Origin of the sequence: Amycolatopsis sp. NPDC088138, from assembly GCF_044741685.1 — a bacterium.
GTDB lineage: Bacteria > Actinomycetota > Actinomycetes > Mycobacteriales > Pseudonocardiaceae > Amycolatopsis.
This window is the reverse complement of the sequence record NZ_JBIUTB010000004.1, coordinates 1,135,637-1,157,443: the sequence shown is the minus strand read 5'-3', so window position 1 is coordinate 1,157,443 and position 21,807 is coordinate 1,135,637. Positions and strand designations below refer to the sequence as shown.

Here is a 21,807-nt window from a genome sequence, read left to right as displayed (position 1 = left end):
GCCTCCGATGCGTTGTAGCACATTCTGCACCCCAACCGTGCTGTTTGGCCACACGAACACCACAAGTCACCCGCAGCACCACTTTCGGTGGGCACGTGGCCGCGTCCCGCCCGTGTCGCACCGTGGATACGGCCGGGCGCGCTAGCGTGATGATCCGGAACGACGAGCGGGGAGGGTTTTCGGTGCGACTGGTGCGCCTCGAGCGGCAGCAGTCCCGGGTGGCCGACGACGTCCGGGCGGCGCTGGCCTCCCTGGGCCGCGGCAGCACCGTCGTCGGCGGGATCGCGCTGATCGGCGTGGGGACGGTGACCGATCGCCCGATCGAGGCGGTGGTTCTGCTGCCCCACGGCGTGATCATCGTCATCGGCGTCGACCTGCCGGACCCGGCGCTGCGGCTGGAAGCCCCGCTGGGCGCGGAATGGCGGGCCGACGGCTGGCCCCTGGTGGCCGACGACGACGCGGTCAACCCGGCGACGGAAGCCCTGGACCTGTCCCAGGCCTGCGAAAGCCGCATCGTGGAACTGGTTCCGGGCACGGCCCCGGTGGGCACGATCGTGGCGGTCGGCCCGTACGTGGAGACGGTCGACCAGCCGGCGAGCGACCTGGCGGGCCCGGTCCGCGTCCTGCACCCGACCCCGACGACCATGCTGGCGGCGGCGGTCTCCCTGGCGACGGCCCACCGTCCCCGGTCGGTGGACCAGGTGCGGGCGCTGATCCGCGGCCTGGCCCCGGACGCACCCGAGTTCTCGGACGAAGTCCTCCTGGGCGAGGGATTCAGCCGGTTCAGCGACGACACGCCGCCGGAGTCCCTTTGGGACACAGTGCAGCGCGTGCCGTCCCAGGTCTCGGGAACACCTGCGCGTGGCCTTGCGGATTGGCGCACCGAAACGCCGAGTGCAAGTAGCAGAACGCAAACCACCGAAGCTCTTGGCATCCCAAAGGGCCCGGATTCCGAAATCCCCGCGGATTCCGCGACGGCGGAGACTTCCGAGACCATTTTGGACACCGCGGTCGCGACCGACACCGCGAATTCCGCCGATTTTCCTCCGGCGCACCCTGAGGCCGCAGCCGCAGTGGCTCCGGATACGGCTTCCGACAGCAAGAAACCCACCAAATCCGCTCCGGCGCCAACCTCCGCGGCCGGGGAACCCGGCCACCCGGCCGAGCCGGCCTCCGCCGCGGCCTCGGACACCGTGGCCGCTCCCGGTGCCACAACCCCTGCAGCCACCCCGGAGACCACGGAACCCGAGCTCCCGGCCGAATCGGCCGCCGCCGCGGCTCCGAACGCCGCGGCAGCCCTCGGCAGCACCCAGCCCGCCGAACTCGGGCCGCTGCGAACTCCCGCCGCCTCCCCCGAGACCACGGAACCCAGCCTCCCAGCCGAAGCGGCCGCCGCGGCGGCTCCGAACGCCGCAGCAACCCTCGGCACCGCCCAACTCGCGCCGCCGCGAACACCCGCCGCCTCCCCCGAGACCACGGAATCCGCCGAAGACACCGGTCCAGCCGAGGCGATCCCCGCGGCCGCGAACACCACAGCGGCTCTCGGAACCACAACACCCGCCGGACCCACTTCGCCGCGAACACTCGCCGACTCGGCCCCGGCGGTGGCTCCGGACACCACTGCGACTCTCGGAACCACCAACCCCACCGAGCACGCGGCGTCGCGAACCCCAGCTGAGTCAGTCCCTGCGGCGACTCCGGACACCACTGCGGCTCTCGGAACCACAAACGCCACCGAACCCGCACCGCCGCGGACTCCAGCCGAGTCGGCCCCTGCGGTGACTCCGAACACCACCGCGGCCCCCGGAACCACAAGCCTCGCCGAGCCCGCGGCGCCGAGAATTCCAGCCGAGACAGCCCCGGCGACGGCTGCGGACACCACCGCGACTCCCGGAACCACAAACCCCACCGAACCAGCGCCACGCACCCCAGCCGAGCCGGCCGCGGCCGTGGCTCCGAACACCGCGGCCGTCCTCCGCGCTGCGAAGCCCGCCGACTCGGGTCCGGCGCGCACCTCCGCCGCCGGGCTTGCCGCCGCTCTGGACTCGACCTCGATCACCACGAAATCCGCCGAGTCCGGCCTCCCGGACTTCGTGGACTCCGAGCGCACCGAGACCCTCGGCAAGCCTGCCTCCGTGCTGCCGCTTTTCCCCGGGGCCGAACAAATCCCGCCCCACCCATCGGCCACCGACACCGAACGCACCGAAACCCTGCCGCACCCCGGGCCGCCCCGTCCGGCCGCGGCTCCGCTCCCCCGGCAGGAAACTCCGGCCTTCCCGCCCCCGCGGGCGAATCCGCGTCCGGCGCCCGCGGCGGCCGCGCCCACCTCGCGGACCGTGCGGTGGCTGCCGCTGGGGGCGATCGGGTTGCTGGTCGCCCTGGTCGTCGCCGCGGTGGTCGTCGCCACCAGCGGGGACGACACCACCGCCGCGCCCGCTTCCCAGGCGCCCGTCTCCCAGCCGCCGTCCCCGCAGCCCACCAAAGCCGCGCCCGCCGAGAGCCTGCAGTTCTCGCTGCGCGCCGCCGACGGTGACCAGCGGTGCGCGTCGCACGCCTTCGGGGACGCGCAGGCCAGCCTGCAGCAAACCAGCTGCTCGGGCGTGCGCCGGGCGAGCTACACCACGACCGTCGACGGCCGGGCGGGTGCGGTGACCATCGGCATCGTCGCCTTCCCCGATGCCGCGCAGGCCGCCGCCTTCAAGGCGATCACCGACACACCGGGCGGCGGCGGGATCCTCGACCTCGCCGCCGAGACCGGCAAGTGGGACAGCCCGGCGCCGAAGTTCGAGAACGCCGCCTACACCTCCAAGCTGGAGGGCACGTCCGTCCGGGTGGTGCAGGCGGTGTGGGTGCCGGGACCGTCCACTCCGGACGATCCCGGCCTGGCCAGGGCGGCGAAGGCCGCCCTGGACCTGCCCGCCCAGTGAATCAGAGCCCGTAGGCCTCCAGCAGCCGCAGCCACACCTCGCTGATCGTCGGGAACGACGGCACCGCGTGCCACAGCCGGTCCAGCGGAACCTCCCCGACGATCGCGATCGTCGCCGAGTGCAGCAGCTCCGCGACGTCCTGGCCGACGAACGTCACGCCGAGCAGCACGTTCCGCTCGGTGTCGACGACGATCCGGGCCTTGCCCTGGTACCCGTCGGCGTGCAGCGACGAGCCCGCCACCGCGATGTCGATGTCGACGACGCGGTCGGCCGAGCCCTCTCGCGCGTCCGACAGGCCGACGGAGGCGACCTCCGGGTCGGTGAACACGACCTGCGGCACGGCGTGGTGGTCGGCCGTGGCGGTGAACGGGCTCCACGGCGACGTGTCGACCTTCTCGCCCTTGGCCAGTGCGGCCACCGTGTCGCCGGCCGCGCGGGCGCCGTACTTGCCCTGGTGGGTCAGCGGGGCCCGGCCGGTGACGTCGCCCGCGGCGAAGAGCCAGCCACCGTCCACTGCGGACACCTGGCCGGTGTCGTCGATGGTGAGCGGGCCGCCGGCCTCGACGCCGATGTTCTCCAGGCCGAGACCGGCCGTGCCGGGACGCCGCCCGGTCGCCACCAGGAACTCGTCGACGACGAGCACCTCGCCGTCCTTCAGCGTCAGCTCGGTGCCGCCGTCGACCGCGGCGACCTTCTCGACACCGGACATCGTGTGGACGAACACGCCGGCTTCCCGCAGCCCGTGCAGCACCAGGTCGCCGACGAACTCCGCGTTGCGCGGCAACGGGCGCTCGCCGGTGATCACCAGGTGCACCTGCGCGCCGAGGGTCGCCCAGGCCTGCGCCATCTCGACGCCGACCACGCCGCCGCCGAGGACGCCGAGCCGGGCCGGCACGGCCGAGGCCGACGTCGCCTCGCGCGAGCCCCACGGCCGGATCGTGTCGAGCCCCGGGATCTTCGGGGTGTTCGGGACGCTGCCGGTGCACACGATCACCGCGTGCCGCGCGGTCAGGACCCGGTCGCCGTCGACGGTCACTTCCCGCTCGCCGGTGATGACACCGTGCCCGCGGATCGGTTCGATGCCCGCGCCGCGGGCCCACTCGAACTGGCCCGTGTCGTCGCCCTTGCCGGTGAACCAGTCCCGGCGGGCGAACACCTGCGCCGGGTCGAGCGCGTCACCGACGGGCACCCCCGGGATCCGCTTGGCCGCGGCGAGCAGGTTTCCCGGCCGCAGCAAGGCCTTGCTCGGGACGCACGCCCAGTAGGAGCACTCGCCCCCGAATCGTTCGTGCTCGACCAAGGCGGTCTTGAGGCCGCCGCGAACCGCTCGTTCGGCGGCCACTTCGCCCACCGGGCCGCCGCCGATCACCACTACGTCAAACGTCTGTCCGGACATGGCATCAGCGCACACCACCACGCGAGATCGCGCAAGCCAACGGCTATCCTCGTCAGGAAGCTGCAAGTTATCGGCGGCACCGGGGAGGTCGCCGAGACCCGGTGCACGCGACTATCACACGTTCGAGCACGGGAGGTTTGTCGTGGCCAGAAACACGGCTGTGCGGGTGCTGGATGACCTGACCGGCGAGGCCGCCGGGGAGACCGTCGGGTTCGCGCTCGACGGCATCGACTACGACATCGACCTCTCCTTCGCCAACGCCGAGACCCTGCGGGCCCTCCTGCAGCGCTACGCCGACGCCGGCCGACGCACCGGTGGCCGCAAGCGCCAACCCCGGATCGTCCCGGGCGCGAAGAAAACCCGTGCCAAGGCCGCCCCGAAGACAGCGAAGCCGGTCGCCGGCCGTCGCACCGCTGCTGCTGCCGCCCCGGTCAAGGCCCGCGCCACCAAGGCCGCGCCGAAGACCGCCGCCGCACCGGCCAAGGCACGGACCACCAAGGCGGCCGCCAAGGCCGCGGCCCCGGCGAAGACGACCACCACTCGCGCGAAGACCACCACCGCCGCGAAGGCCGAGCCCGCTCGCGCGCGGAAGGCCGCGGAGCCGAAGAAGACGACCCGCGCGTCGGCCCGCAAGGTGCCCACGGTGACGTTCTCGGCCGCCGAGTAAGTCCACAGTAGACAGACGTGCCGTGAGGGGCACCTTCATGGACCTAAGAGCCATGAGGGTGCCCCTCACGGCATCGGCGGGTCAGGCCGCGCGCTGGGCGCCGTCCGCGTGCCAGGACGGGTACCGGTAGCGGGTGTGCAGCAGCTCCCGCTGCCGGGACAGCTCGGCCGCGGACGGCGGGCGCGGCACGAGCGTCCCGAGGATCTGCGACGCCGCCGCTCGCACCGCGGCTTCGACCGCCGGGAAGCCGGGCCGCAGGCCGTGCTCGGCCAGGGACGCGACGGGGCTGCGGTGCGAGTCGAGCGGGCGCGGGTCCGGCGGTGCGCTCGTCAGGTAGCGGCCGACGAGCGCGGCCGACGTCTCGACCAGCAGCGTCGAATGCGCCAGCAACCCGGTCTTGGTGCGGAAGACGGCGAAGCCGCACAGTTTCGCGTCCCCGACGAACAGCCCGCGGTCGCCGATCCGCGGCACCAGCCCGAGCTGGTCGACGGCGGCGCTCATCACCTTGCCGAGGGCTTCAAGGGGCCGATCGGCCGGGCCGGGGAGGACCAGCGTGACGTTGAGGTTGCCCGGGTCGTGGAACACGGTGCCGCCACCGCTGGCCCGCCGCAGCACCGGGACGCCGTCACGTTCACACGCGTCGGCGTGCACCTCACGCGCGATCCGCTGCCCGCGCCCCACCACGACGCAAACCGGGTTGCGCCAGAGCCACACGACCGGTGACTCCGGCGCAACCCGGAGGAGCGCTTCGTCGAACGCGAGGTTCTCGGCCGGGTCGGTGAACGCCGCACGCACATCCGACCCGCTCGTCATAACGCCTTGAGTTCCTCCACGATCTCGCCCACCGACGACTTGGCGTCGCCGAAGAGCATGCTGGTCTTGGGATCGTAGAACAGGTCGTTGTCGATCCCGGCGAAGCCGGAGCTCATGCCGCGTTTCAAGACGATCACGGACCGGCTCTCGTTGACCTTGAGGATCGGCATCCCGTAGATCGGCGAGGTCGGGTCGGTCTGCGCGGCCGGGTTGGTGACGTCGTTCGCGCCGATCACCAGCGCGACGTCGGTCTGAGCGAACTCGGAGTTGATCTCGTCCATCTCCTTGAGCTGCTCGTACGGCACGTCGGCCTCGGCGAGCAGCACGTTCATGTGCCCGGGCATCCGGCCGGCGACCGGGTGGATCGCGTACTCGACCGTGATGCCCTTCTTCTCCAGCAGCTTCGCCATCTCGCGGACGGTGTGCTGCGCCTGCGCCACGGCCATGCCGTAGCCCGGCACCACGACGACCTTGCTGGCGTACGCCATCTGGATCGCCGTGTCGGCCGCGCTGGTCGAGCGCACCGGGCGCTCCTCCTTGGCACCTCCGCCGGACGAGACGGCCGGGCCGCCGCCGAAGCCGCCCGCGATGATCGCCGGGATGGACCGGTTCATCGCCTTGGCCATCAGGTTGGTCAGGATCGAGCCGGACGCGCCGACGATCATGCCGGCCACGATCAGCGCCGTGTTGTCCAGCGCCAGGCCCATCGCCGCGGCCGACAGCCCGGTGAACGCGTTGAGCAGCGAGATCACCACCGGCATGTCCGCGCCGCCGATCGGCAGGACCACGGTGAGGCCGAGGATGCCCGCCGCGACCAGCAGCCCGACGATCAGCCACCCGGAGTCGCCGCCGGCCACGATGATCACCGCGCAGGCGAGCGCGATCAGCAGGAGCAGCGCGTTGACCGGCTGCTGCAGCTTGCCCATGGTGATCGGGCGGCCGCTGATCAGCTCCTGCAGCTTGCCGAAGGCGATGTTCGAGCCCCAGAAGGAGATCGACCCGATGATCGCGGCGAACAGGGACGCGATGGCGATGTACGCCGGCTCGTGCGCGTAGCCGTCGGTGGAGTTGAATTCGACCCACGCGATGAGCGCGACCGCGCCGCCGCCGACGCCGTTGAACAGCGCCACCATCTGCGGCATCGCGGTCATCTTGACCTTGCGCGCGGACGGCACGCCGACCAGCGCGCCGATCGCGACGCCGAGGACGATCAGCAGCCAGTTGCCCATGCCCGGGGTGAGCAGGGTGGCGATCACGGCGATGCCCATGCCGACCGCGGCGATCCAGTTGCCGCGGACCGCGGTGCGCGGGCCGGTGAGGCCCATCAGGCCGTAGATGAAGAGGGCGAACGCGACGATGTAGAGGATCGCGACGAAGTCGGTCACTTGTCCTCCTCCTCGTCGGCGGCCGGTGCTTTTTTGGCCTTGAACATCGACAGCATCCGGTCGGTGACCAGGAAGCCGCCGACGACGTTGATCGTGCCGAAGGCGATGGCGATGACCAGCAGGATCTTGTTGAACACGCCGTCGACACCGAGGCCGAGCACGACCAGCCCGCCCAGCAGCACGATGCCGTGGATGGCGTTGGTGCCGGACATCAGCGGCGTGTGCAGCGTGTTGGGCACCTTGGAGATGACGGCGAAGCCGACGAACCCGGCGAGCACCAGCACCGCCAGGTTCTGCACGAGTGGGCTCACGCGACGCTCCCTTCGCGCCCGGCCACGCAGGCACCGGCGACGATCTCGTCCTCGAAGTCGAGCTTCAGCTCGCCCTCCTTCGTCACGAGCAGCTCCAGCAGCTCGGTGACGTTGCGGGCGTAGAGCTCGCTGGCGTGCGAAGGCATTTCGGCGGGCAGGTTCAGCGGCGACAAAATGGTGACGTCGTGCTCCACGACGTCCTCCCCCGGCTTGGTCAGCTCGCAGTTGCCGCCGCTCTCACCGGCCAGGTCGACCACGACGGACCCGGCGGGCATGCCCTTGACGGCGTCCGCGGTGACCAGGGTCGGCGCCTTGCGCCCGGGGACCAGCGCCGTGGTGATCACGACGTCGAACCTCGTGATGGCTTCGGTGAGCCGGCGCTGCTGCTCCTCACGCTCCTCGGCCGTCAGCTCGCGGGCGTACCCGCCTTCGCCGACGGCTTCGATGCCGAGGTCGAGGAACTGCGCGCCGAGCGACTTGACCTGCTCGCCGACCTCGGGCCGGACGTCGTAGCCGGTGGTCTGCGCGCCGAGCCGCTTCGCGGTGGCCAGCGCCTGCAGCCCGGCGACGCCGGCGCCGAGCACCAGCACCTTCGCCGGGGGCACGGTGCCGGCCGCGGTGGTGAGCATCGGGAAGAAGCGCGGGAGCTTCTGGGCCGCGAGCAGCACCGCGCGGTAGCCGCCGATGCTGGCCTGGGACGACAGCGCGTCCATCGCCTGGGCTCGGGAGATCCGCGGGACGGCCTCCATCGCGAACGCCCGGAGACCGGCCTCCTCGAGCTTCGCGAGCCCCTCCGGGTTGCCGCGCGGGTCGAGGAAGCCGATGAGCACGGTGCCCCGGCCCAGCCTCGCGACCTCGTCGGCCGAGGGTGGGTTCACCTTGACGACGACGGGCGCTTTCCACGCGTCGCCGAGTTCGGCGCCGGCCTGGGTGTACGCGTCGTCGCTGAGGTGCGCACCGGCCCCGGCGCCCGGTTCGACGAGGACCCGCAGACCACGTTGCGCGAGCCTCCCGACGAGCTTCGGCACCATGGCCACCCGGCGCTCCCCGGGGCGTGACTCGGTCACCACACCCACGGTGAGCTGCTGATGCTGTTCGCTGTCCGCCACACGACCTCCTCATCGGCGAGGAACGATCCGTGGGTTGTACCACGCCGGACCGACAGTCCCCAGCGACCTGAGTCGCAAGTCTCGCCGTATTGCCAGAAGTACGGGCGACGTGCAGGAATCGTTCAGCGAGTCTTCCAGTGTGGAACGCCGAGAAGGATCAACCGCAGCCGTTTTTCCGCCATTCCGGTGATTTTCGGATCTTCACCGGGCCGTGCTTCCAGGAGTTCGACAATCGTCGTAAGCATCACGGAAACGATCAAGTCGGCGAGCATGTGGAGGTCGTCGGTCGGCCACGAGCGCAGCGTCGCGAACCGGGCGAGGTCGATCGCGAGGTCGCCGGAGAACATCCGCAGCTCGACGCCGATGGCCCTGGCGAGCGGCCCGCCGCCGTACCGCTCGCGCGTCAGGAACCGGAAGTGGTCCTCGTTGGCGCGCACGAACTGGTGCAGCGTGGCCACCGAGGCGCTGATCATCCCCTGGTAGGTGTCCGGGTCGGTGCGCGCGGACCGGATCATGCCGCGCAGCGTGCGGGTCGTTTCTTCGACGAGCGCGACGCCGAGTTCCTCCATCGAGGCGAAGTGGCGGTAGAAGGCCGTCGGCACCAGGCCCGCGCCCTTCGCGACCTCGCGCAGGGAAAGGCTGGCGAACGGGCGGTCGGCCAGGAGGTCCAGTGCCGTGTCCAGCAGCGCCTGGCGCGTGCGCTGCTTGCGCTCCTGGCGGCTCACCGGTTCCTCGGACACGTCCTCCAGCGTACGGATGTCCACCGCGTTGCTCACGTCACATCCTCCGCCTCTCGCGTTGACAGGTCGTCCACTCATGCCGTGCACTGTTGAGTGTACAGTCGTTCACTGTAATCGAGGAGGTCCGATGACGGCGCTCATGCCCAAGCGGGTCCGCCGGCTCGCCTCGCTCGCCGAGGCGCTGCTCACGCCCCACGGAATGGACCGGTATCTCGAGCTCGTCGACCCGATGCTGGTCCGGCGCGAGGTCCGCGGGCTGGTCACGGCCGTGCGGAAGCAGACGCCCGACAGCGTCACCCTGACCGTGCAGCCGAGCCGGGCGTGGCCGGGCTTCACCGCCGGGCAGTACGTCCGCCTGCAGGTGGCGATCGACGGCGTCCGGCGCACACGCTGCTATTCGCCGTGCGGTTCGCAGCACGCCTCCGGCGAACTCGAGTTCACGATCAAGGAGCAGGGCCTGGTCTCCGGGCACCTGAACCACGCGATCGGCGTCGGCTCCGTGGTCGGACTGTCCACACCGGACGGCACGTTCACGCTGCCCGCCACCCGGCCGCGCCGGGTGCTGCTGATCGGCGGCGGCAGCGGGATCACCCCGGTGCTGGCCATGGCGCGCACCCTCGTCGACGAGGGCCACCCCGGCGAGATCGTGTTCCTGCAGTACTCGAACGGCCCGTCCGACGTGCTCTACCGCACCGAACTGGCCGAGCTCGCCGCCCGCCACCCCGGGCTGCGCGTCGTGCACGCGTACACCCACGCGAAGACCGGCGGCGACCTGCGCGGGTTCTTCTCGCCGGAGCACCTCGAGACGGCCGCGCCGTGGTACCGCGACGCGGAAACCTTCGTCTGCGGCCCGAAGCCGCTCATGGACGCCGTCCGTGATCAGCTCGGTGAACGGGTGCACACCGAAGAGTTCACGCCGCCCACGTTGACCTTCGACACGGCGAACGCCGAGGGCCAGGTGCGCTTCAAGCGCAGCGGGCGCGAGTGCGCCAACTCCGGGAAGCCGTTGCTGGAGCAGGCGGAGGAAGCCGGGCTGTCCCCGGAGCACGGCTGCCGGATGGGCATCTGCTTCTCCTGCACCCAGCTCAAGACGGCCGGCCGCGTCCGCAACGCCAAGACGGGCGAGGTTTCCGGCGAAGAAGACGAAGAGATCCAGCTCTGCATCTCCGTCCCCGTCGGGGACGTCGAGATCGACGCTTAAGGAGTTCCCACCATGACCGGCCTGCAGGACCGACTCACCCCCGAGCAGGTCGACGAATTCGGCCACGAGCTCGACGCGCTGCGGCAGCGGATCGTCGACGACCTCGGCCAGGAAGACGTCGACTACATCCACAACGTCATCAAGACCCAGCGCGGCCTCGAGGTCGCCGGGCGGGCGCTGCTGTTCGCCGGGTTCTTCCCGCCCGCGTGGCTCGCCGGCGTCGGCGCGCTGTCGCTGGCGAAGGTCCTCGACAACATGGAGATCGGCCACAACGTCATGCACGGCCAGTACGACTGGACGCGCGACCCGGCGCTGAGCTCGCAGCGCTTCGAGTGGGACAACGTGGCGCCCGCCGAGAACTGGCGGCACTCGCACAACTACATCCACCACACGTACACGAACATCCTCGACAAGGACCGCGACATCGGTTACGGCGTCCTGCGGATGGACCCGGCGCAGAAGTGGCACCCGTACTACCTGGGCAACCCGGCGTACGCGGTGGCGCTGGCGGTGTTCTTCCAGTGGGGTGTGATGCTGCACGACCTGGAGTTCGACCGGATCGTCAAGGGCGAGCGCAAGTGGTCGGACACCACCGAGGTCGTCCGCAAGATGGTCAAGAAGGCGTCCCGGCAGGTCGGCAAGGACTACGTGCTGTTCCCGCTGCTGACCGGCCCGCTCGCGCCGCTGACCTTCGCCGGCAACGCGACCGCGAACCTGGTCCGCAACCTGTGGTCGTTCTCGATCATCTTCTGCGGGCACTTCCCCGCCGACGTCGAGAGCTTCACCGAGGAGGAGACCGAGAACGAGTCGCGCGGGCAGTGGTACCTGCGCCAGATCCTCGGCTCGGCGAACATCACCGGCGGCCCGCTGTTCCACGTCATGAGCGGGAACCTGTCGCACCAGATCGAGCACCACCTGTTCCCGGACATCCCGGCCCGCCGCTACCCGGAGATCGCCGGCGAGGTGCGCGCGCTCTGCGAGAAGTACGGCCTGCCGTACAACACCGGCCCGCTGCACAAGCAGCTGTGGTCGGTGGCGAAGAAGCTGGTGAAGCTCGCGCTGCCGTGGAACGGCGCCCCGCGTGCAGGCGCTACGGTAGAGCGCGACCAGGAACTCCGCGCGGCATAGAAGGACGATGCTCATGGTCGGGCAGTTCGAGAGCGGCAAGGACACGGTCCAGGTGATCACCGAGTCGGCCGCCACCCACATCGGCAACATCGCGACCATCATCACCGGCGCGGTACGCGACATAGCCCGCGAAACCGGTGACTGGCTCACCGAAGTCATCGAGATGCGCGAAGCGGCGCAGAAGGCACGCGAAGACCGCGTGGACCCGGAACTCGACGACTGAGAGCTTCCGCGAAAGCCGCTTTGAGGGCCTTGTGGTCCTCAGAGCGGCTTTCGGGCGCTTTTCGGCGCTGAAACCGTCGGGGCCGGCCGGTAGCGTGGATCACGGGGGCGCCCCGGCGGGCTGGTGCCGAATTCGCGCTGCGCGGCTCGGCGGCGGCGTTGTGTCACGCCTGCCCGGGACAGCGACGCGGGGTTGCCACGGCTGTGCTGCTGCAGGTCATCTCATGGGGGCTGGCCACGCCGCTCGTCGGCAGTGTTGCGTCGCGCCCCACCCGGAACAGCAGCGCCGGGGTCGTGCCGCGTCGGTCATCTCATCGGGCCGACCACGCTCCTCGGCAGCATCACCGGGCGGCCGCGCCGCACGTACCGCAAACGCTTCCGCGAAAAGCCGAGCTGAGGTCCACAGCGTCCTCGAAGCGGCTTTCGCGCGCTTCGCCAACGCCGTGAGGGGCACCTTCAGAACGCCAGGTCCCTGAAGGTGCCCCTCACGGCTTTCCGGCAACCAGATCTGTCGGTGCCGACCGGTAGCGTGGAATTCGGGGGCGCCCCCGCCGGCTCCGGGGGAAATCCGGATGGGCAGCGGTGCGCCGGACGGTGAGACTGGAGTCGTGACCAGCCTCGATCTTCCCCGCCCCCACCCGCTGCGCCGGGTGTTCGGGCCGCTGGCCGCGCGGGACTTCTGGGCGGAGTACGCGTGGCTGTGGCTCTCCGGCCCGCTGACGCTGTTCTCCCTGCTCAGCATGCTCGTCGTGCTCGTGCTCGGCCTGTGGCTGACGCCGATCCTCGTCGGGTTCCTCGTGCTCGCCGGCGCCCTGCTCTACGCCCGCGCCCTCGGCGCCGCCCACCGCGGGCTGGCCCGGGTGCTGCTCGGCGTGAGCGTGCCCGCCCCGCGCCGTCCCGAGCTGAAACCCGGCCTGTGGAGCTGGGTGAAGGCTCGCGTCGGCGACCCGGCGGGCTGGCGCACGGCCGGTTACCTGCTGCTGCGGCTCCCGCTGACCCTCGCCGGCCTGTTCACGGTGTTCACCGCGACGTCCTTCGGCCTGGCCGCGACGAGCTACGCCTTCCTCTGGTTCCCGCTCGGCACGCAGCGGATGCCGGCCTTCGACATCTACGCCGAGAGCTGGGCGGGCGCGCTCGCCTGGTCGGCGTCGGGGCTGCTCGTGCTGGTCGCGCTGCCGTGGGTGGTGCACGCCTTCGTCGCGCTCGACCGGCTGCTCGTGGTCGGGCTGCTCGGCGAGCGCGTGCTGTCCGAGCGGGTCCGCGACCTGGAGGCCAGCCGGGCGACGGCGGTCGAGGACTCGGCGCTGCGGCTGCGCCGGATCGAGCGTGACCTGCACGACGGCGCCCAGGCCCAGCTCGTCGCGCTGGCGATGAAACTGGGGCTGGCCAAGGACGAGCTGAACGCCGACGACCTCGACGTCGCCCAGGTCCGGCAGCTGGTCACCGCGGCGCACACCAACGCGAAGCAGGCACTGACCGAGCTGCGCGACCTCGCCCGCGGCATCCACCCGGCGGCCCTGGACGCGGGCCTCGACGTGGCCCTCTCGACGCTGGTCGCGACGTCCGGCATGGACGCCAGGGTCACCGTGGACCTGCCCCGCCGTCCGCCGCCGTCACTGGAGACGATCGTCTACTTCAGCGCCGCCGAGCTGCTGACGAACGCCGCGAAGCACGGCGGGACGACGCTGGCCGAGATCCGCGAGGACCGCGACGTGCTGTGGCTGCTCGTGCGCGACAGCGGCGGGGGCGGCGCCCGGATCGTCCCCGGCGGCGGGCTGGCCGGGGTGGCCGAACGGCTGCGGACGGTCGACGGCGAGCTGGCCGTGAGCAGCCCGCCGGGCGGTCCGACCGAAGTGACCGCGCGGGTACCGCTGCCCCGCTAGGGTCGGCGGCATGCGGATCGTCATCGCGGAGGACTCCACCATCCTGCGCCAGGGCCTCGTGGAGCTGCTGACCTTCCGGGGCCACGAGGTCGTCGCCGCGGTGAAGGACGCCGACGCCCTGCGCGCCGCGGTGACCGGGCACGATCCGGACGTGTCCATTGTGGACATCCGGATGCCGCCGTCGCACACCGACGAAGGGCTGCGGGCGGCGATCGCGCTGCGGGCCGAGCTGCCCGGCTGCGCGATCCTGCTGTTCTCCCAGTACGTCGAGACGAAGTACGCGTCGCAGCTGCTGGCCGACCGCGCGGGTGGTGTCGGCTACCTGCTGAAGGACCGCGTCGCCGAGGTGTCGGACTTCCTGGACGCGCTGCGCCGGGTCGCGGACGGCGAAACGGTCCTCGACCCGGAAGTCGTCAGCCAGCTGTTCTCGGCGACCCGCCAGACCGATGCGCTGAGCGGGCTCACCCCGCGCGAGCGCGAGGTGCTGGGCTTGATGGCCGAAGGCCGGTCGAACTCCGCCATCGCGGCGAAGCTCTTCCTCTCGGCCGGTTCGGTCGAGAAGTACGTGACGTCGATCTTCGGCAAGCTGGGGCTGCCACCGTCCGAAGGGGACAACCGCCGGGTGCTGGCCGTGTTGCGCTACCTGGACTCCTGAGCGAGCATCCCGTCGACGAAGGCCCGTAGCCCGCGCGCGAAGGTGTCGCGTTCGGCCAGTTCCGGCCAGCGCTCCCCGACCGCCGCGAGGCTGGGGAACCGGGCTTCGTCCAGCTTCCCGAAGACGGTGTCGCGGTAGCGCGGCCGGTCCTCTCCGGCGCGCCGCGCGGCGCGCACGCGGACCAGGATCTCCCCCGCCGTGTAGTACCAGATGTTCCGGTACAGCTCGACGGCCTCGTCCGGGGTCCGGCCACAGCCGATCGCCCCGCCGACGATGGCCTCGACCATCCACAGCGCCGACTCGCCGAGCAGGTCGTCGGCCGTGAGGACCTCCACCGCCTCCGGCCAAGCGGCCAGCGAGTCGTGCATCACGGTCGCCGCGACGAGGATCCGCTCGCGCGGGTCCTCCGGCAGCTCCGGCCGCTTCAACCGGGAGGCGTAGTAGTCGAGCAGCTGGATCATCAGGTCATCCTTGTCGCGGACGTGGTGGTAGAGCGTCGTCGCGCCGACGCCCAGCTCGGTGGCCAGCCGCCGGACCGTCAGCTTGTGCCAGCCCTCGCTGTCGAGGATCACCCGCGCCGCTTCGAGGATCTGCGGGCGTGAGGTCGTCGGCGGCCGGCCGATGCGGCCGGTGGGTCGTGGCATGCCGTCCATCATGCCGGTCGACACCCGTCCGGCGCTCGTGGTACTTTCGGAACATGTTCGAAAACTACGACCTGTTCAAGACCATGATCCACCTCCTACCGGACGGCTCCGCCGAGGCCAGTGACCCCGGCGGCGGCCGTCGCGCGGCGCTGGCCGGTGACGCCGGGAGCCTGTGGACGATCGGCGCGTTCCACGCCGGGAGCGACACCGCCGTGCACGCCGACTACTGGGAGCGGCACCCGAACGGCCACGAGGTGCTGTTCGTGTTCTCCGGCGCGCTGCGCGTCTACCTGAGGGACGAAGGGCCGGAGCCCGTGACGACGCTGAGGGCCGGGCAGTCGTTCGTCGTGCCGCCCGGCCGGTGGCACCGGCTGGCCGTCGAGGAGCCCGCCGACCTGCTGTCCATCACGCCGCGCTCCGGCACCGAGCACGAAAGGGACGCGGCGTGAGCGCGGACCGGCGAGGCATTCTGGTGGTGTGCCTGGCCGTCTTCGGGCTGATGGCGGGGCAGCAGATGCTGAACCCGATCCTCCCGCCGCTGGCCCGCGAATTCGGGTTCAGCGAGCTCGCGCTGGGCGCGGTGTGGGCGGTCGGCGGCGCCGGCGTGGTGCTGGCCAGCCCGTTCTGGGGGCGGCGCGGCGCGTCGTGGGGGCATCGGCCGGTCCTGCTGATCTCGCTGGCCGGCGCGATGGTGGCGCTCTTGGCGTTCGCGCTCGTCGCCCGGGTCGGACTGGCCGGCACCCTGGCTGTGCCGTTGCTGTTCACGCTGGTCCTGCTCACCCGCGGGATCGTGTTCGGGCTCGCCTGGGCGGCAACACCGGTGACGGCGCAGTCCTACATCGCCGACATGACGTCGGGCCCGGCCGAGCGGGTGCGGGGGATGTCGATGTTCGGTGCGGCGCAAGGCCTCGCGCTGGCGGTCGGGCCCGCCCTCGGCGGGGTGCTGAGCCTCGCCGGGCAGATGGTTCCGATCTACGTCGCGCCCGTCATCCTGGCGGTGATCGCCGTCCTGGTGGCGATCGGCCTGCCGAAGCCGCCCGCGCGGGAGGTGCGCCCGCCGATGGTCAAGGTCAGCCCGCGCGACCGGCGCATGTGGCCGTTCCTGGTCATCGGCTTCGGGTTGTACCTCGCGCTGGCGATCGTCCTGATGACCATCGGGTTCCTGGTGCAGGACAGGCTGGGCCTCGCCGCGCAGGACACCAGCCGGGTGACGAGCCTGGTCATGCTGGCCGGCGCCGGGATGATCATCCTCGTCCAGGTGCTGGCCGTGCCGCGGCTGAAGTGGACACCGGTGCGGCTCATCCGGGTGGGTGCGGTCGTGATGACCGGCGGCATGCTGCTCGTGGTCGTCGCGTCGAACGGGCTCCTGCTCGGCGTGGGTGTCGCCGTGCTCGGGGCAGGGATGGGGTTCGCGACGCCGGGGTTCATGTCCGCGCCGACGTTGCTCGCGACCCGGGAAGAGCAGGGTGCCGTCGCCGGGCTGGTCGGTTCCGCGAGCGCGCTGGCGTTCATGGGCGGCCCGCTGCTGGGGACGGGGTTGTACGAGATCTCCCCCGCCGTCCCGTACGCCGCCGGCGCGGTGCTGCTGGCGGGCCTGGCGGTGTTCGCCTTCACCCGCCTCGGCACCTCGACCCGGCAACCCGCGGAACTGGTGGCCGCTCCCTAGGCTGGAGTCCATGTACTCCACCGAGATCGAGGTCCGCACCGGCTCGGACGCCGTCGTCCACGACCTCACGCACGAGGCCGAGGCCTTCCTGCGCGACGCGGACGCGCACGACGGCCTGCTGCACGTCTGGGTCCCGCACGCCACCGCGGGCCTGGCGATCCTCGAGACGGGCGCGGGCAGCGACGAAGACCTGCTGACCGCGCTCGACGAGATCCTCCCCCGTGACGGCCGGTGGCGGCACCGGCACGGGAGCCCGGGTCACGGCCGTGACCACGTGCTTCCCGCGCTGGTGCCGCCCTACGCGACGGTTCCGGTGCTCGGCGGCGTGCTCGCGCTGGGCACCTGGCAGTCGGTCTGCCTAGTGGACACCAACCTCGACAACCCGGTCCGGAAGGTGCGGTTCAGCTTCCTCGCGGGCTGACCGGCCGGGCCACAGCGCGACCAGGAGCCCGGCGGCCAGCAGGGCGCCGAGCACCCAGAGGCCGGTCGTGACGTCGGGCGCGCCCGGCACACCCTGCAGCAGGCTGCGCAGGCCCTCGGCCGAGAAGCGGAACGGCGTCCACGACCACAGCAGCGTGCGGTAGGCCGGGTTCAGCAGCTCCGGCACCTGCCCGGCGACGGCGGGCGCGACCAGGTAGAGCGGGCCGAGCACGGCCATCGCGCGCAAGCCGAGCAGGCGCAGCAGGCCGGCCTGCACGGCCGCGAAGGCCGTCGCGGCGAGGAACACGAACCCGAGAACGCCCGCGGTCAGCGGCAACGCGGCGTCCCACAGGGCGAAGAACCCGGCGACCACGGCCGTGACCAGCACGCCGGCGCCGGCGACCTGCAGGAGCCGGGCGCCCGCGCCGAGAGTGCGTCCGGTGCGCTTCGCCAGCTGCGTCAGCGCGAGGCCGGCGACAAGCGCGCCGATCCAGGCCAGGGCGCTCGCGGCCAGCGGCGCGGTCCGCCCGGCGAGGCTCACCGGGTGCAGCACCTCCTGCTTCGGCGCGCCCGCCAGCGCGCTCGCGGCGCCGGTCAGCGCCTGCTGCGCGACCTGCGTGCCCGCCGGGTTGACCGCACCCGAGGTGACGACCGTCGCGGACGGCCCGGGCCCGAGTTCGAGCACTCCGTAGACCTTCTTGTCCTCCAGCAGGCTTCGCGCCTCGGACGAGGTCGCGACGGTCCAGTCGAGCTGGCCGCCGCCGTGCGCGGCGAGCTGCTGCGCGACCCCCGGCGGCGCGACGACCGCCACCGGGACGTGATCCGGCGCGACGGTGGCCTGCGCGCCGAAGGTGAGGAACCCGAGCACCACCGCCACCAGCGCGCCGGCCACGGCGGCGACCAGGGCGAGCGCCCCGGCGGGGCGCCGGACAGGACCGATCATGACAGCCTCCAGTTATTCGTCATGCGTTGAATTTCCTCCAAGGTAGGAGCCGTCGCCCAAGAAGTCAACACGTGTTGAATAGTGACGCCGGTAACCTCGACCCCGTGACGAAGACGCGGCTGGTGCTCTGGGACATCGACCACACGCTGGTGGACTTCACCGGCCTCGGCGCCGCTTGGTACACCGCGGCCCTGGCCGCGGCGACCGGCACCGAACTGACCACCTACCCCGACTTCGGCGGCCGCACCGAGCGCGCGATCAGCACAGACCTGCTCACCGCGCACGGCATCGAGCCGACCGAAGAACTGCTCCAAGCGCTCTGGAAGGCGTTGATCGCGGAGTCCGAGCGGGCCGTCGGGCACCTGCCGGCCGACGCCCGGGCGCTGCCGGGCGCCGCCGCGGCGCTCACCGCGTTCGCCGGGCACGACCACGTCGTCCAGTCGCTGGTCACCGGCAACCTGCCGGAGATCTCGCGGCACAAGCTCGCCGCGTTCGGCCTGGACGAGCACCTCGACCTGGCGATCGGCGGTTACGGCACGCTCTCGGCGCACCGCCCGGACCTGGTCCCGCACGCCGTGGCGCAGGCGGCGGCCAAGCACGGGATGCCGTTCGCCGCCGACGCCGTGGTCGTCATCGGCGACACCCCGAGCGACGTCGAAGCCGCGCTGGCCCACGGCGCGATCGCGGTCGCCGTCGCGACCGGGCACTACCCCGCGGCCGAACTCCAGGCCGCGGGCGCGCACACGGTGCTGCCGGATCTGGCCGACACCGACGCCGTCCGGAGCGCCGTCCTCGGCTGACAACCCCGAGAGTCATCGTCCTTCCGACCGGGATGACCCTCACTCCGAAGGAGGACTCCCCTAAGGGAAATCTCGCTCTGCCGTCGGATGTCCGGAACGCCCGCACTCGCCAGACTTCCAGTCATGACAGAAACAGCGTCGGCGGGCCTGCCCGCCGGAGGGGGACGCATCCGCGGCACGGTCGCGGTTCTGCGGCAGCGACTGCCGTTCACCAGCAGTGTTGTGCTCGCCATGCTCCTGCTGGCCGTCGCGACCGGGGCGCTCTGGAACGCCGCCGAAGACCGCGCGGCCTTCCCGTTCATCGCCTACGGACTGCCGTCGCTGGAGGCGGGCCGGTGGTGGACGATGCTCACCGGGCCCTTCTTCGCCGTCATCCCCTGGTACTACCTCCCGATGGTCGGCAGCTTCGCGCTCTTCGCGGGCTTCGCCGAGTGGCAGCTGGGGACGCGGCGCGCGATGGCCGTGACGATCGGCGGCCAGTTCGTCTCCGTGCTCGTCGCGACCCAGTTCCTCGCGCTGAGCCGCAACTCCGGCTGGTTGTGGGCCGAGCGGATGGCGGGCAGCCTCGACGTCGGGTTCTCCGGTGGCGCGCTCGCCGCCGTCGCGGTCGCCAGCGCGACCCTGCGGCCGCCGTGGCGCCTGCGCCTGCGGGCCGGGCTCTGCGTGTACGCCGGCGTCGCGATCATCTACGTCGGCACGCTCGCCGACCTCGTGCACTTCTTCGCGCTGGCGCTGGCCATCCCGCTCGGGAAGCGGCTGGTCGGCCCACGCGGCAAGACCGACACCACGGGGCCGAACGTGCGGGAATGGCGGCTGCTGATCGTCGCCGGCCTGCTGCTGCTCACCGTCGCCGAGGTCGTGATGTTCCTGGTGCCCGGCGACGGCCCGTTCGGGTCCGCGGACGGCGTTTCGCTGACGGCGCCGGAGCTGGCGATCCTCGTCCTGCTGGTGGTGCCGATGCTCAACGGGCTGCGCAAGGGCGGCCGTGTCGCGTGGCGCTGGGCCGTCGCGCTCTCGGTGTTCGTTACGCTGCAAGGGCTCGCGGCCGCCACCGTGATCGGGCTGGCCGACGTCTTCGGCGGCGACTACGACACCGCCGGCCTGCCGCTGTTCTTCGTGGACAATCTCTTGTGGACGGTCGAGCTGATCGTGCTGATCGCCGGGCGCCACGCCTTCCGGGTGCCGTCGCGACGCCGGCTGCGTCGCCACGCCCAGGGTCCGGGCGTGGCGCTGGCCCGCACGCTGCTCGGGCGGCACGGCGGCAGCACGCTGTCGTGGATGACGACGTGGCCGCGCAACACGTACTTCGTCCGCGAAGACGGCCGGTCCTACCTCGCCTACCGCCGCCACGCGGGGGTCGCGGTCGCCCTCGGCGACCCGATCGCCCCGGACGGCACCGCGGCGGCGACGGTCACCGAGTTCGCCGCCATGTGCGAGAACTCCGGCCTGGTGCCGTGCGTCTTCTCGGCGACGGAAGCCACCGTCGCGGCGACCCGCGAGCTGGGCTGGCAGCACGTCCAGGTGGCCGAGGACAACGTGCTCGACCTCGCGGACCTCGAGTTCCGCGGCAAGGCGTGGCAGGACGTCCGGTCGGCGCTGAACAAGGCGGCCAAACAACACATCGACTTCCGGCTGGTCCGCTTGGCCGACCAGCCGGAACCCATCCTCGCCCAGGTCCGGGCGTTGTCGGAGGAGTGGATGTCGGGCAAGGGCATGCCGGAGATGGGCTTCACCCTCGGCGGGCTCGACGAGGCGATGGACCCGGCGACCCGCGTCGGCCTCGCGGTGGACGCCGACGGCGTCGTCCACGGCGTCACGTCCTGGCTGCCGGTCTACACCGGCGCGGGCCAGGTCGGCGGCTGGACGCTGGACGTCATGCGCCGCAGCGCCCACGGTTTCCGCCCGGTGATGGAGTTCCTCATCGCGTCGGCCTGCCTGGCCTTCCGCGAAGAGGGCGCGCGGTTCGTCTCGCTCTCGGGCGCGCCGCTGGCCCGCAGTGCCAACGGGGCGCCCACGCGCACGATCGACCGGACGCTGGAGTCGCTGGGCCGCGTGATGGAGCCGTACTACGGGTTCCGTTCGCTGCACGCGTTCAAGGCGAAGTTCCAGCCGCGGCACGTCCCGCTTTACCTGGCGTTCCGCGACGAGGCCGACCTGCCGCGGATCGGGCTGGCGCTGAGCCGCGCGTACCTGCCGGACGTCCGGCTGCGCGAACTGGCGAAGCTGGTCAGTAGCTCTCGGGGACGCTGATCCGCTGCGGGAACCGGATCTTCCGGCGGCCGACGACGTTCTGGTCCTTCTCGATCAGGGCGCCGTCGGTCAGCCGGAGCCAGTGCCCGTTGCGGGAGTCGCTGAACGCGATCATCACCCCCGGCGTCAGCTCCGTGTCGAGGCGCGCTTCGGGCACCGCCATGCGCCACTTCCCCGGCGGGAGCACGGCGAAGAGGTACTCGTCGTCTTCGATCTCCGGCCCGCGGTGCAGGGTGGAGCCGGTCATCGGCAGGCTCCGCACGAGGTCGAACGAAACGACGACGTGGTTGACCGCCTCGGCATTGGCGTTGGACACGACCATGTGAGTGCGGCGCCCGTCCCGCTCGATCCACGCGGTGACCTTCGACGCCTGCTCCTGCCGCTCCCGCCGGTCCCGCTGCCGCCGGTCGGCCCGCGCCGCCCGGCCGTCCCGGATGGCGATCCACAGCGCGACGGCCACGGCCGCCACGGTCCCGACGGCTCCCGCCCACTGCCCGGCCGCGCCCCACCACTCCGGACTGCGTGCGCGTGTCGTCCAGCCCCAGGCCTTGGCCAGAAGCGGTCCGAACAGAAGCAGGAACCCGGCGGCGCCCAGGACGCCGAACGCGCCGGCGCGGAGCCGGGCGAGCCGCTTGTCCATGGGCCCA

21 protein-coding genes are annotated in these 21,807 nt (G+C 71.8%); 12 read left to right on the top strand and 9 right to left on the bottom strand.

Annotated elements, in window-relative coordinates:
• Nucleotides 1-182 precede the first annotated feature (182 nt).
• Complete coding sequence (locus ACIOD2_RS26175; protein ID WP_400543051.1) at nt 183-2,927, top strand: hypothetical protein; 2,745 nt, start codon at nt 183-185, stop codon at nt 2,925-2,927.
• Nucleotide 2,928: 1 nt separating this feature from the next.
• Here ACIOD2_RS26175 and ACIOD2_RS26170 read toward each other — a convergent pair whose 3' ends face one another.
• Nucleotides 2,929-4,323, bottom strand: a complete 1,395-nt coding sequence (locus ACIOD2_RS26170) for a dihydrolipoyl dehydrogenase family protein (RefSeq protein WP_400543048.1) — start codon at nt 4,321-4,323, stop codon at nt 2,929-2,931.
• A 142-nt stretch (nt 4,324-4,465) separates the two neighbouring features.
• Between ACIOD2_RS26170 and ACIOD2_RS26165 the strand changes: the two genes are divergently transcribed.
• The gene (locus ACIOD2_RS26165; protein WP_400543045.1) at nt 4,466-4,990 is read left to right on the top strand and encodes a histone-like nucleoid-structuring protein Lsr2; all 525 of its coding nucleotides are present in this window, start codon (nt 4,466-4,468) and stop codon (nt 4,988-4,990) included.
• An 81-nt stretch (nt 4,991-5,071) separates the two neighbouring features.
• Here the strand turns inward: ACIOD2_RS26165 and ACIOD2_RS26160 are convergent, their stop codons facing one another.
• The 5 genes from ACIOD2_RS26160 to ACIOD2_RS26140 all read right to left on the bottom strand — a co-directional run bounded on the left by ACIOD2_RS26160 (nt 5,072) and on the right by ACIOD2_RS26140 (nt 9,384).
• A complete protein-coding gene (locus ACIOD2_RS26160) occupies nt 5,072-5,803 on the bottom strand; it encodes a lipoate--protein ligase family protein (RefSeq protein WP_400543042.1) in 732 nt (243 codons plus the stop codon).
• Complete coding sequence (locus tag ACIOD2_RS26155; RefSeq protein ID WP_400543039.1) at nt 5,800-7,188, bottom strand: NAD(P)(+) transhydrogenase (Re/Si-specific) subunit beta; 1,389 nt, start codon at nt 7,186-7,188, stop codon at nt 5,800-5,802. The genes ACIOD2_RS26160 and ACIOD2_RS26155 overlap by 4 nt, the downstream gene beginning before the upstream one ends.
• Nucleotides 7,185-7,499, bottom strand: coding sequence for an NAD(P) transhydrogenase subunit alpha (locus tag ACIOD2_RS26150; protein WP_400543036.1), 315 nt, complete (start codon nt 7,497-7,499; stop codon nt 7,185-7,187). Before ACIOD2_RS26150 ends, ACIOD2_RS26155 begins: the two co-directional genes overlap by 4 nt.
• Nucleotides 7,496-8,608, bottom strand: a complete 1,113-nt coding sequence (locus ACIOD2_RS26145; protein WP_400543033.1) for a Re/Si-specific NAD(P)(+) transhydrogenase subunit alpha — start codon at nt 8,606-8,608, stop codon at nt 7,496-7,498. The genes ACIOD2_RS26150 and ACIOD2_RS26145 overlap by 4 nt, the downstream gene beginning before the upstream one ends.
• Before the next feature lie 122 nt (nt 8,609-8,730).
• Nucleotides 8,731-9,384, bottom strand: coding sequence for a TetR family transcriptional regulator (locus ACIOD2_RS26140; RefSeq protein ID WP_323335629.1), 654 nt, complete (start codon nt 9,382-9,384; stop codon nt 8,731-8,733).
• Nucleotides 9,385-9,475: 91 nt separating this feature from the next.
• Here ACIOD2_RS26140 and ACIOD2_RS26135 point away from each other — a divergent pair, with 91 nt between their 5' ends.
• The 5 genes from ACIOD2_RS26135 to ACIOD2_RS26115 all read left to right on the top strand — a co-directional run bounded on the left by ACIOD2_RS26135 (nt 9,476) and on the right by ACIOD2_RS26115 (nt 14,437).
• Nucleotides 9,476-10,549 (top strand): ferredoxin reductase, encoded by a 1,074-nt coding sequence (locus ACIOD2_RS26135; protein ID WP_400543029.1) that lies wholly within the window; start codon nt 9,476-9,478, stop codon nt 10,547-10,549.
• A gap of 12 nt (nt 10,550-10,561) precedes the next feature.
• A complete protein-coding gene (locus tag ACIOD2_RS26130; RefSeq protein WP_400543026.1) occupies nt 10,562-11,677 on the top strand; it encodes a fatty acid desaturase family protein in 1,116 nt (371 codons plus the stop codon).
• Nucleotides 11,678-11,690: 13 nt separating this feature from the next.
• Entirely contained in the window at nt 11,691-11,900 is a 210-nt protein-coding gene (locus ACIOD2_RS26125; protein ID WP_400543023.1) for a hypothetical protein, read from the top strand.
• A 571-nt stretch (nt 11,901-12,471) separates the two neighbouring features.
• Nucleotides 12,472-13,782, top strand: a complete 1,311-nt coding sequence (locus tag ACIOD2_RS26120) for a sensor histidine kinase (protein ID WP_400543020.1) — start codon at nt 12,472-12,474, stop codon at nt 13,780-13,782.
• A gap of 10 nt (nt 13,783-13,792) precedes the next feature.
• Nucleotides 13,793-14,437: a LuxR C-terminal-related transcriptional regulator gene (locus tag ACIOD2_RS26115; RefSeq protein WP_400543017.1), complete on the top strand. Its 645-nt coding sequence runs from the start codon at nt 13,793-13,795 to the stop codon at nt 14,435-14,437.
• Here the strand turns inward: ACIOD2_RS26115 and ACIOD2_RS26110 are convergent.
• Complete coding sequence (locus tag ACIOD2_RS26110) at nt 14,422-15,081, bottom strand: TetR/AcrR family transcriptional regulator (RefSeq protein WP_400543014.1); 660 nt, start codon at nt 15,079-15,081, stop codon at nt 14,422-14,424. The two genes, ACIOD2_RS26115 and ACIOD2_RS26110, sit on opposite strands and share 16 nt — an antisense overlap.
• 53 nt (nt 15,082-15,134) lie before the next feature.
• Between ACIOD2_RS26110 and ACIOD2_RS26105 the strand changes: the two genes are divergently transcribed.
• Genes ACIOD2_RS26105 through ACIOD2_RS26095 form a run of 3 tightly spaced genes read left to right on the top strand, consistent with a single transcriptional unit; the run spans nt 15,135 to nt 17,168 of the window.
• Nucleotides 15,135-15,530, top strand: a complete 396-nt coding sequence (locus ACIOD2_RS26105) for a cupin domain-containing protein (RefSeq protein WP_400543011.1) — start codon at nt 15,135-15,137, stop codon at nt 15,528-15,530.
• Nucleotides 15,527-16,747, top strand: a complete 1,221-nt coding sequence (locus ACIOD2_RS26100) for an MFS transporter (protein WP_400543008.1) — start codon at nt 15,527-15,529, stop codon at nt 16,745-16,747. The genes ACIOD2_RS26105 and ACIOD2_RS26100 overlap by 4 nt, the downstream gene beginning before the upstream one ends.
• Nucleotides 16,748-16,757: 10 nt before the next feature.
• A complete protein-coding gene (locus tag ACIOD2_RS26095) occupies nt 16,758-17,168 on the top strand; it encodes a secondary thiamine-phosphate synthase enzyme YjbQ (protein WP_323335616.1) in 411 nt (136 codons plus the stop codon).
• On the opposite strand, the gene ACIOD2_RS26090 is transcribed toward ACIOD2_RS26095, so the two are convergent.
• Nucleotides 17,106-18,110, bottom strand: coding sequence for an ABC transporter permease (locus ACIOD2_RS26090; RefSeq protein ID WP_400543004.1), 1,005 nt, complete (start codon nt 18,108-18,110; stop codon nt 17,106-17,108). The genes ACIOD2_RS26095 and ACIOD2_RS26090 overlap by 63 nt on opposite strands.
• Before the next feature lie 104 nt (nt 18,111-18,214).
• Between ACIOD2_RS26090 and ACIOD2_RS26085 the strand changes: the two genes are divergently transcribed.
• A complete protein-coding gene (locus ACIOD2_RS26085) occupies nt 18,215-18,910 on the top strand; it encodes an HAD family hydrolase (protein WP_400543001.1) in 696 nt (231 codons plus the stop codon).
• Between the two features lie 123 nt (nt 18,911-19,033).
• On the top strand, nt 19,034-21,160 hold the full coding sequence (locus ACIOD2_RS26080) for a bifunctional lysylphosphatidylglycerol flippase/synthetase MprF (RefSeq protein WP_400542998.1): 2,127 nt from the start codon (nt 19,034-19,036) through the stop codon (nt 21,158-21,160).
• Here the strand turns inward: ACIOD2_RS26080 and ACIOD2_RS26075 are convergent.
• A complete protein-coding gene (locus ACIOD2_RS26075; protein WP_400542995.1) occupies nt 21,138-21,800 on the bottom strand; it encodes a hypothetical protein in 663 nt (220 codons plus the stop codon). The genes ACIOD2_RS26080 and ACIOD2_RS26075 overlap by 23 nt on opposite strands.
• Between the last annotated feature and the right edge of the window lie 7 nt (nt 21,801-21,807).

Coding starts and splice junctions, on each gene's coding strand:
- ACIOD2_RS26125 (WP_400543023.1), top strand. CDS start 11,691: ATGGTCGGGCAGTTCGAGAGCGGCAAGGACACGGTCCAGGTGATCACC.
- ACIOD2_RS26110 (WP_400543014.1), bottom strand. CDS start 15,081: ATGCCACGACCCACCGGCCGCATCGGCCGGCCGCCGACGACCTCACGC.
- ACIOD2_RS26080 (WP_400542998.1), top strand. CDS start 19,034: ATGACAGAAACAGCGTCGGCGGGCCTGCCCGCCGGAGGGGGACGCATC.
- ACIOD2_RS26105 (WP_400543011.1), top strand. CDS start 15,135: ATGTTCGAAAACTACGACCTGTTCAAGACCATGATCCACCTCCTACCG.
- ACIOD2_RS26160 (WP_400543042.1), bottom strand. CDS start 5,803: ATGACGAGCGGGTCGGATGTGCGTGCGGCGTTCACCGACCCGGCCGAG.
- ACIOD2_RS26090 (WP_400543004.1), bottom strand. CDS start 18,110: ATGATCGGTCCTGTCCGGCGCCCCGCCGGGGCGCTCGCCCTGGTCGCC.
- ACIOD2_RS26115 (WP_400543017.1), top strand. CDS start 13,793: ATGCGGATCGTCATCGCGGAGGACTCCACCATCCTGCGCCAGGGCCTC.
- ACIOD2_RS26130 (WP_400543026.1), top strand. CDS start 10,562: ATGACCGGCCTGCAGGACCGACTCACCCCCGAGCAGGTCGACGAATTC.
- ACIOD2_RS26075 (WP_400542995.1), bottom strand. CDS start 21,800: ATGGACAAGCGGCTCGCCCGGCTCCGCGCCGGCGCGTTCGGCGTCCTG.
- ACIOD2_RS26170 (WP_400543048.1), bottom strand. CDS start 4,323: ATGTCCGGACAGACGTTTGACGTAGTGGTGATCGGCGGCGGCCCGGTG.
- ACIOD2_RS26095 (WP_323335616.1), top strand. CDS start 16,758: ATGTACTCCACCGAGATCGAGGTCCGCACCGGCTCGGACGCCGTCGTC.
- ACIOD2_RS26120 (WP_400543020.1), top strand. CDS start 12,472: ATGGGCAGCGGTGCGCCGGACGGTGAGACTGGAGTCGTGACCAGCCTC.
- ACIOD2_RS26135 (WP_400543029.1), top strand. CDS start 9,476: ATGACGGCGCTCATGCCCAAGCGGGTCCGCCGGCTCGCCTCGCTCGCC.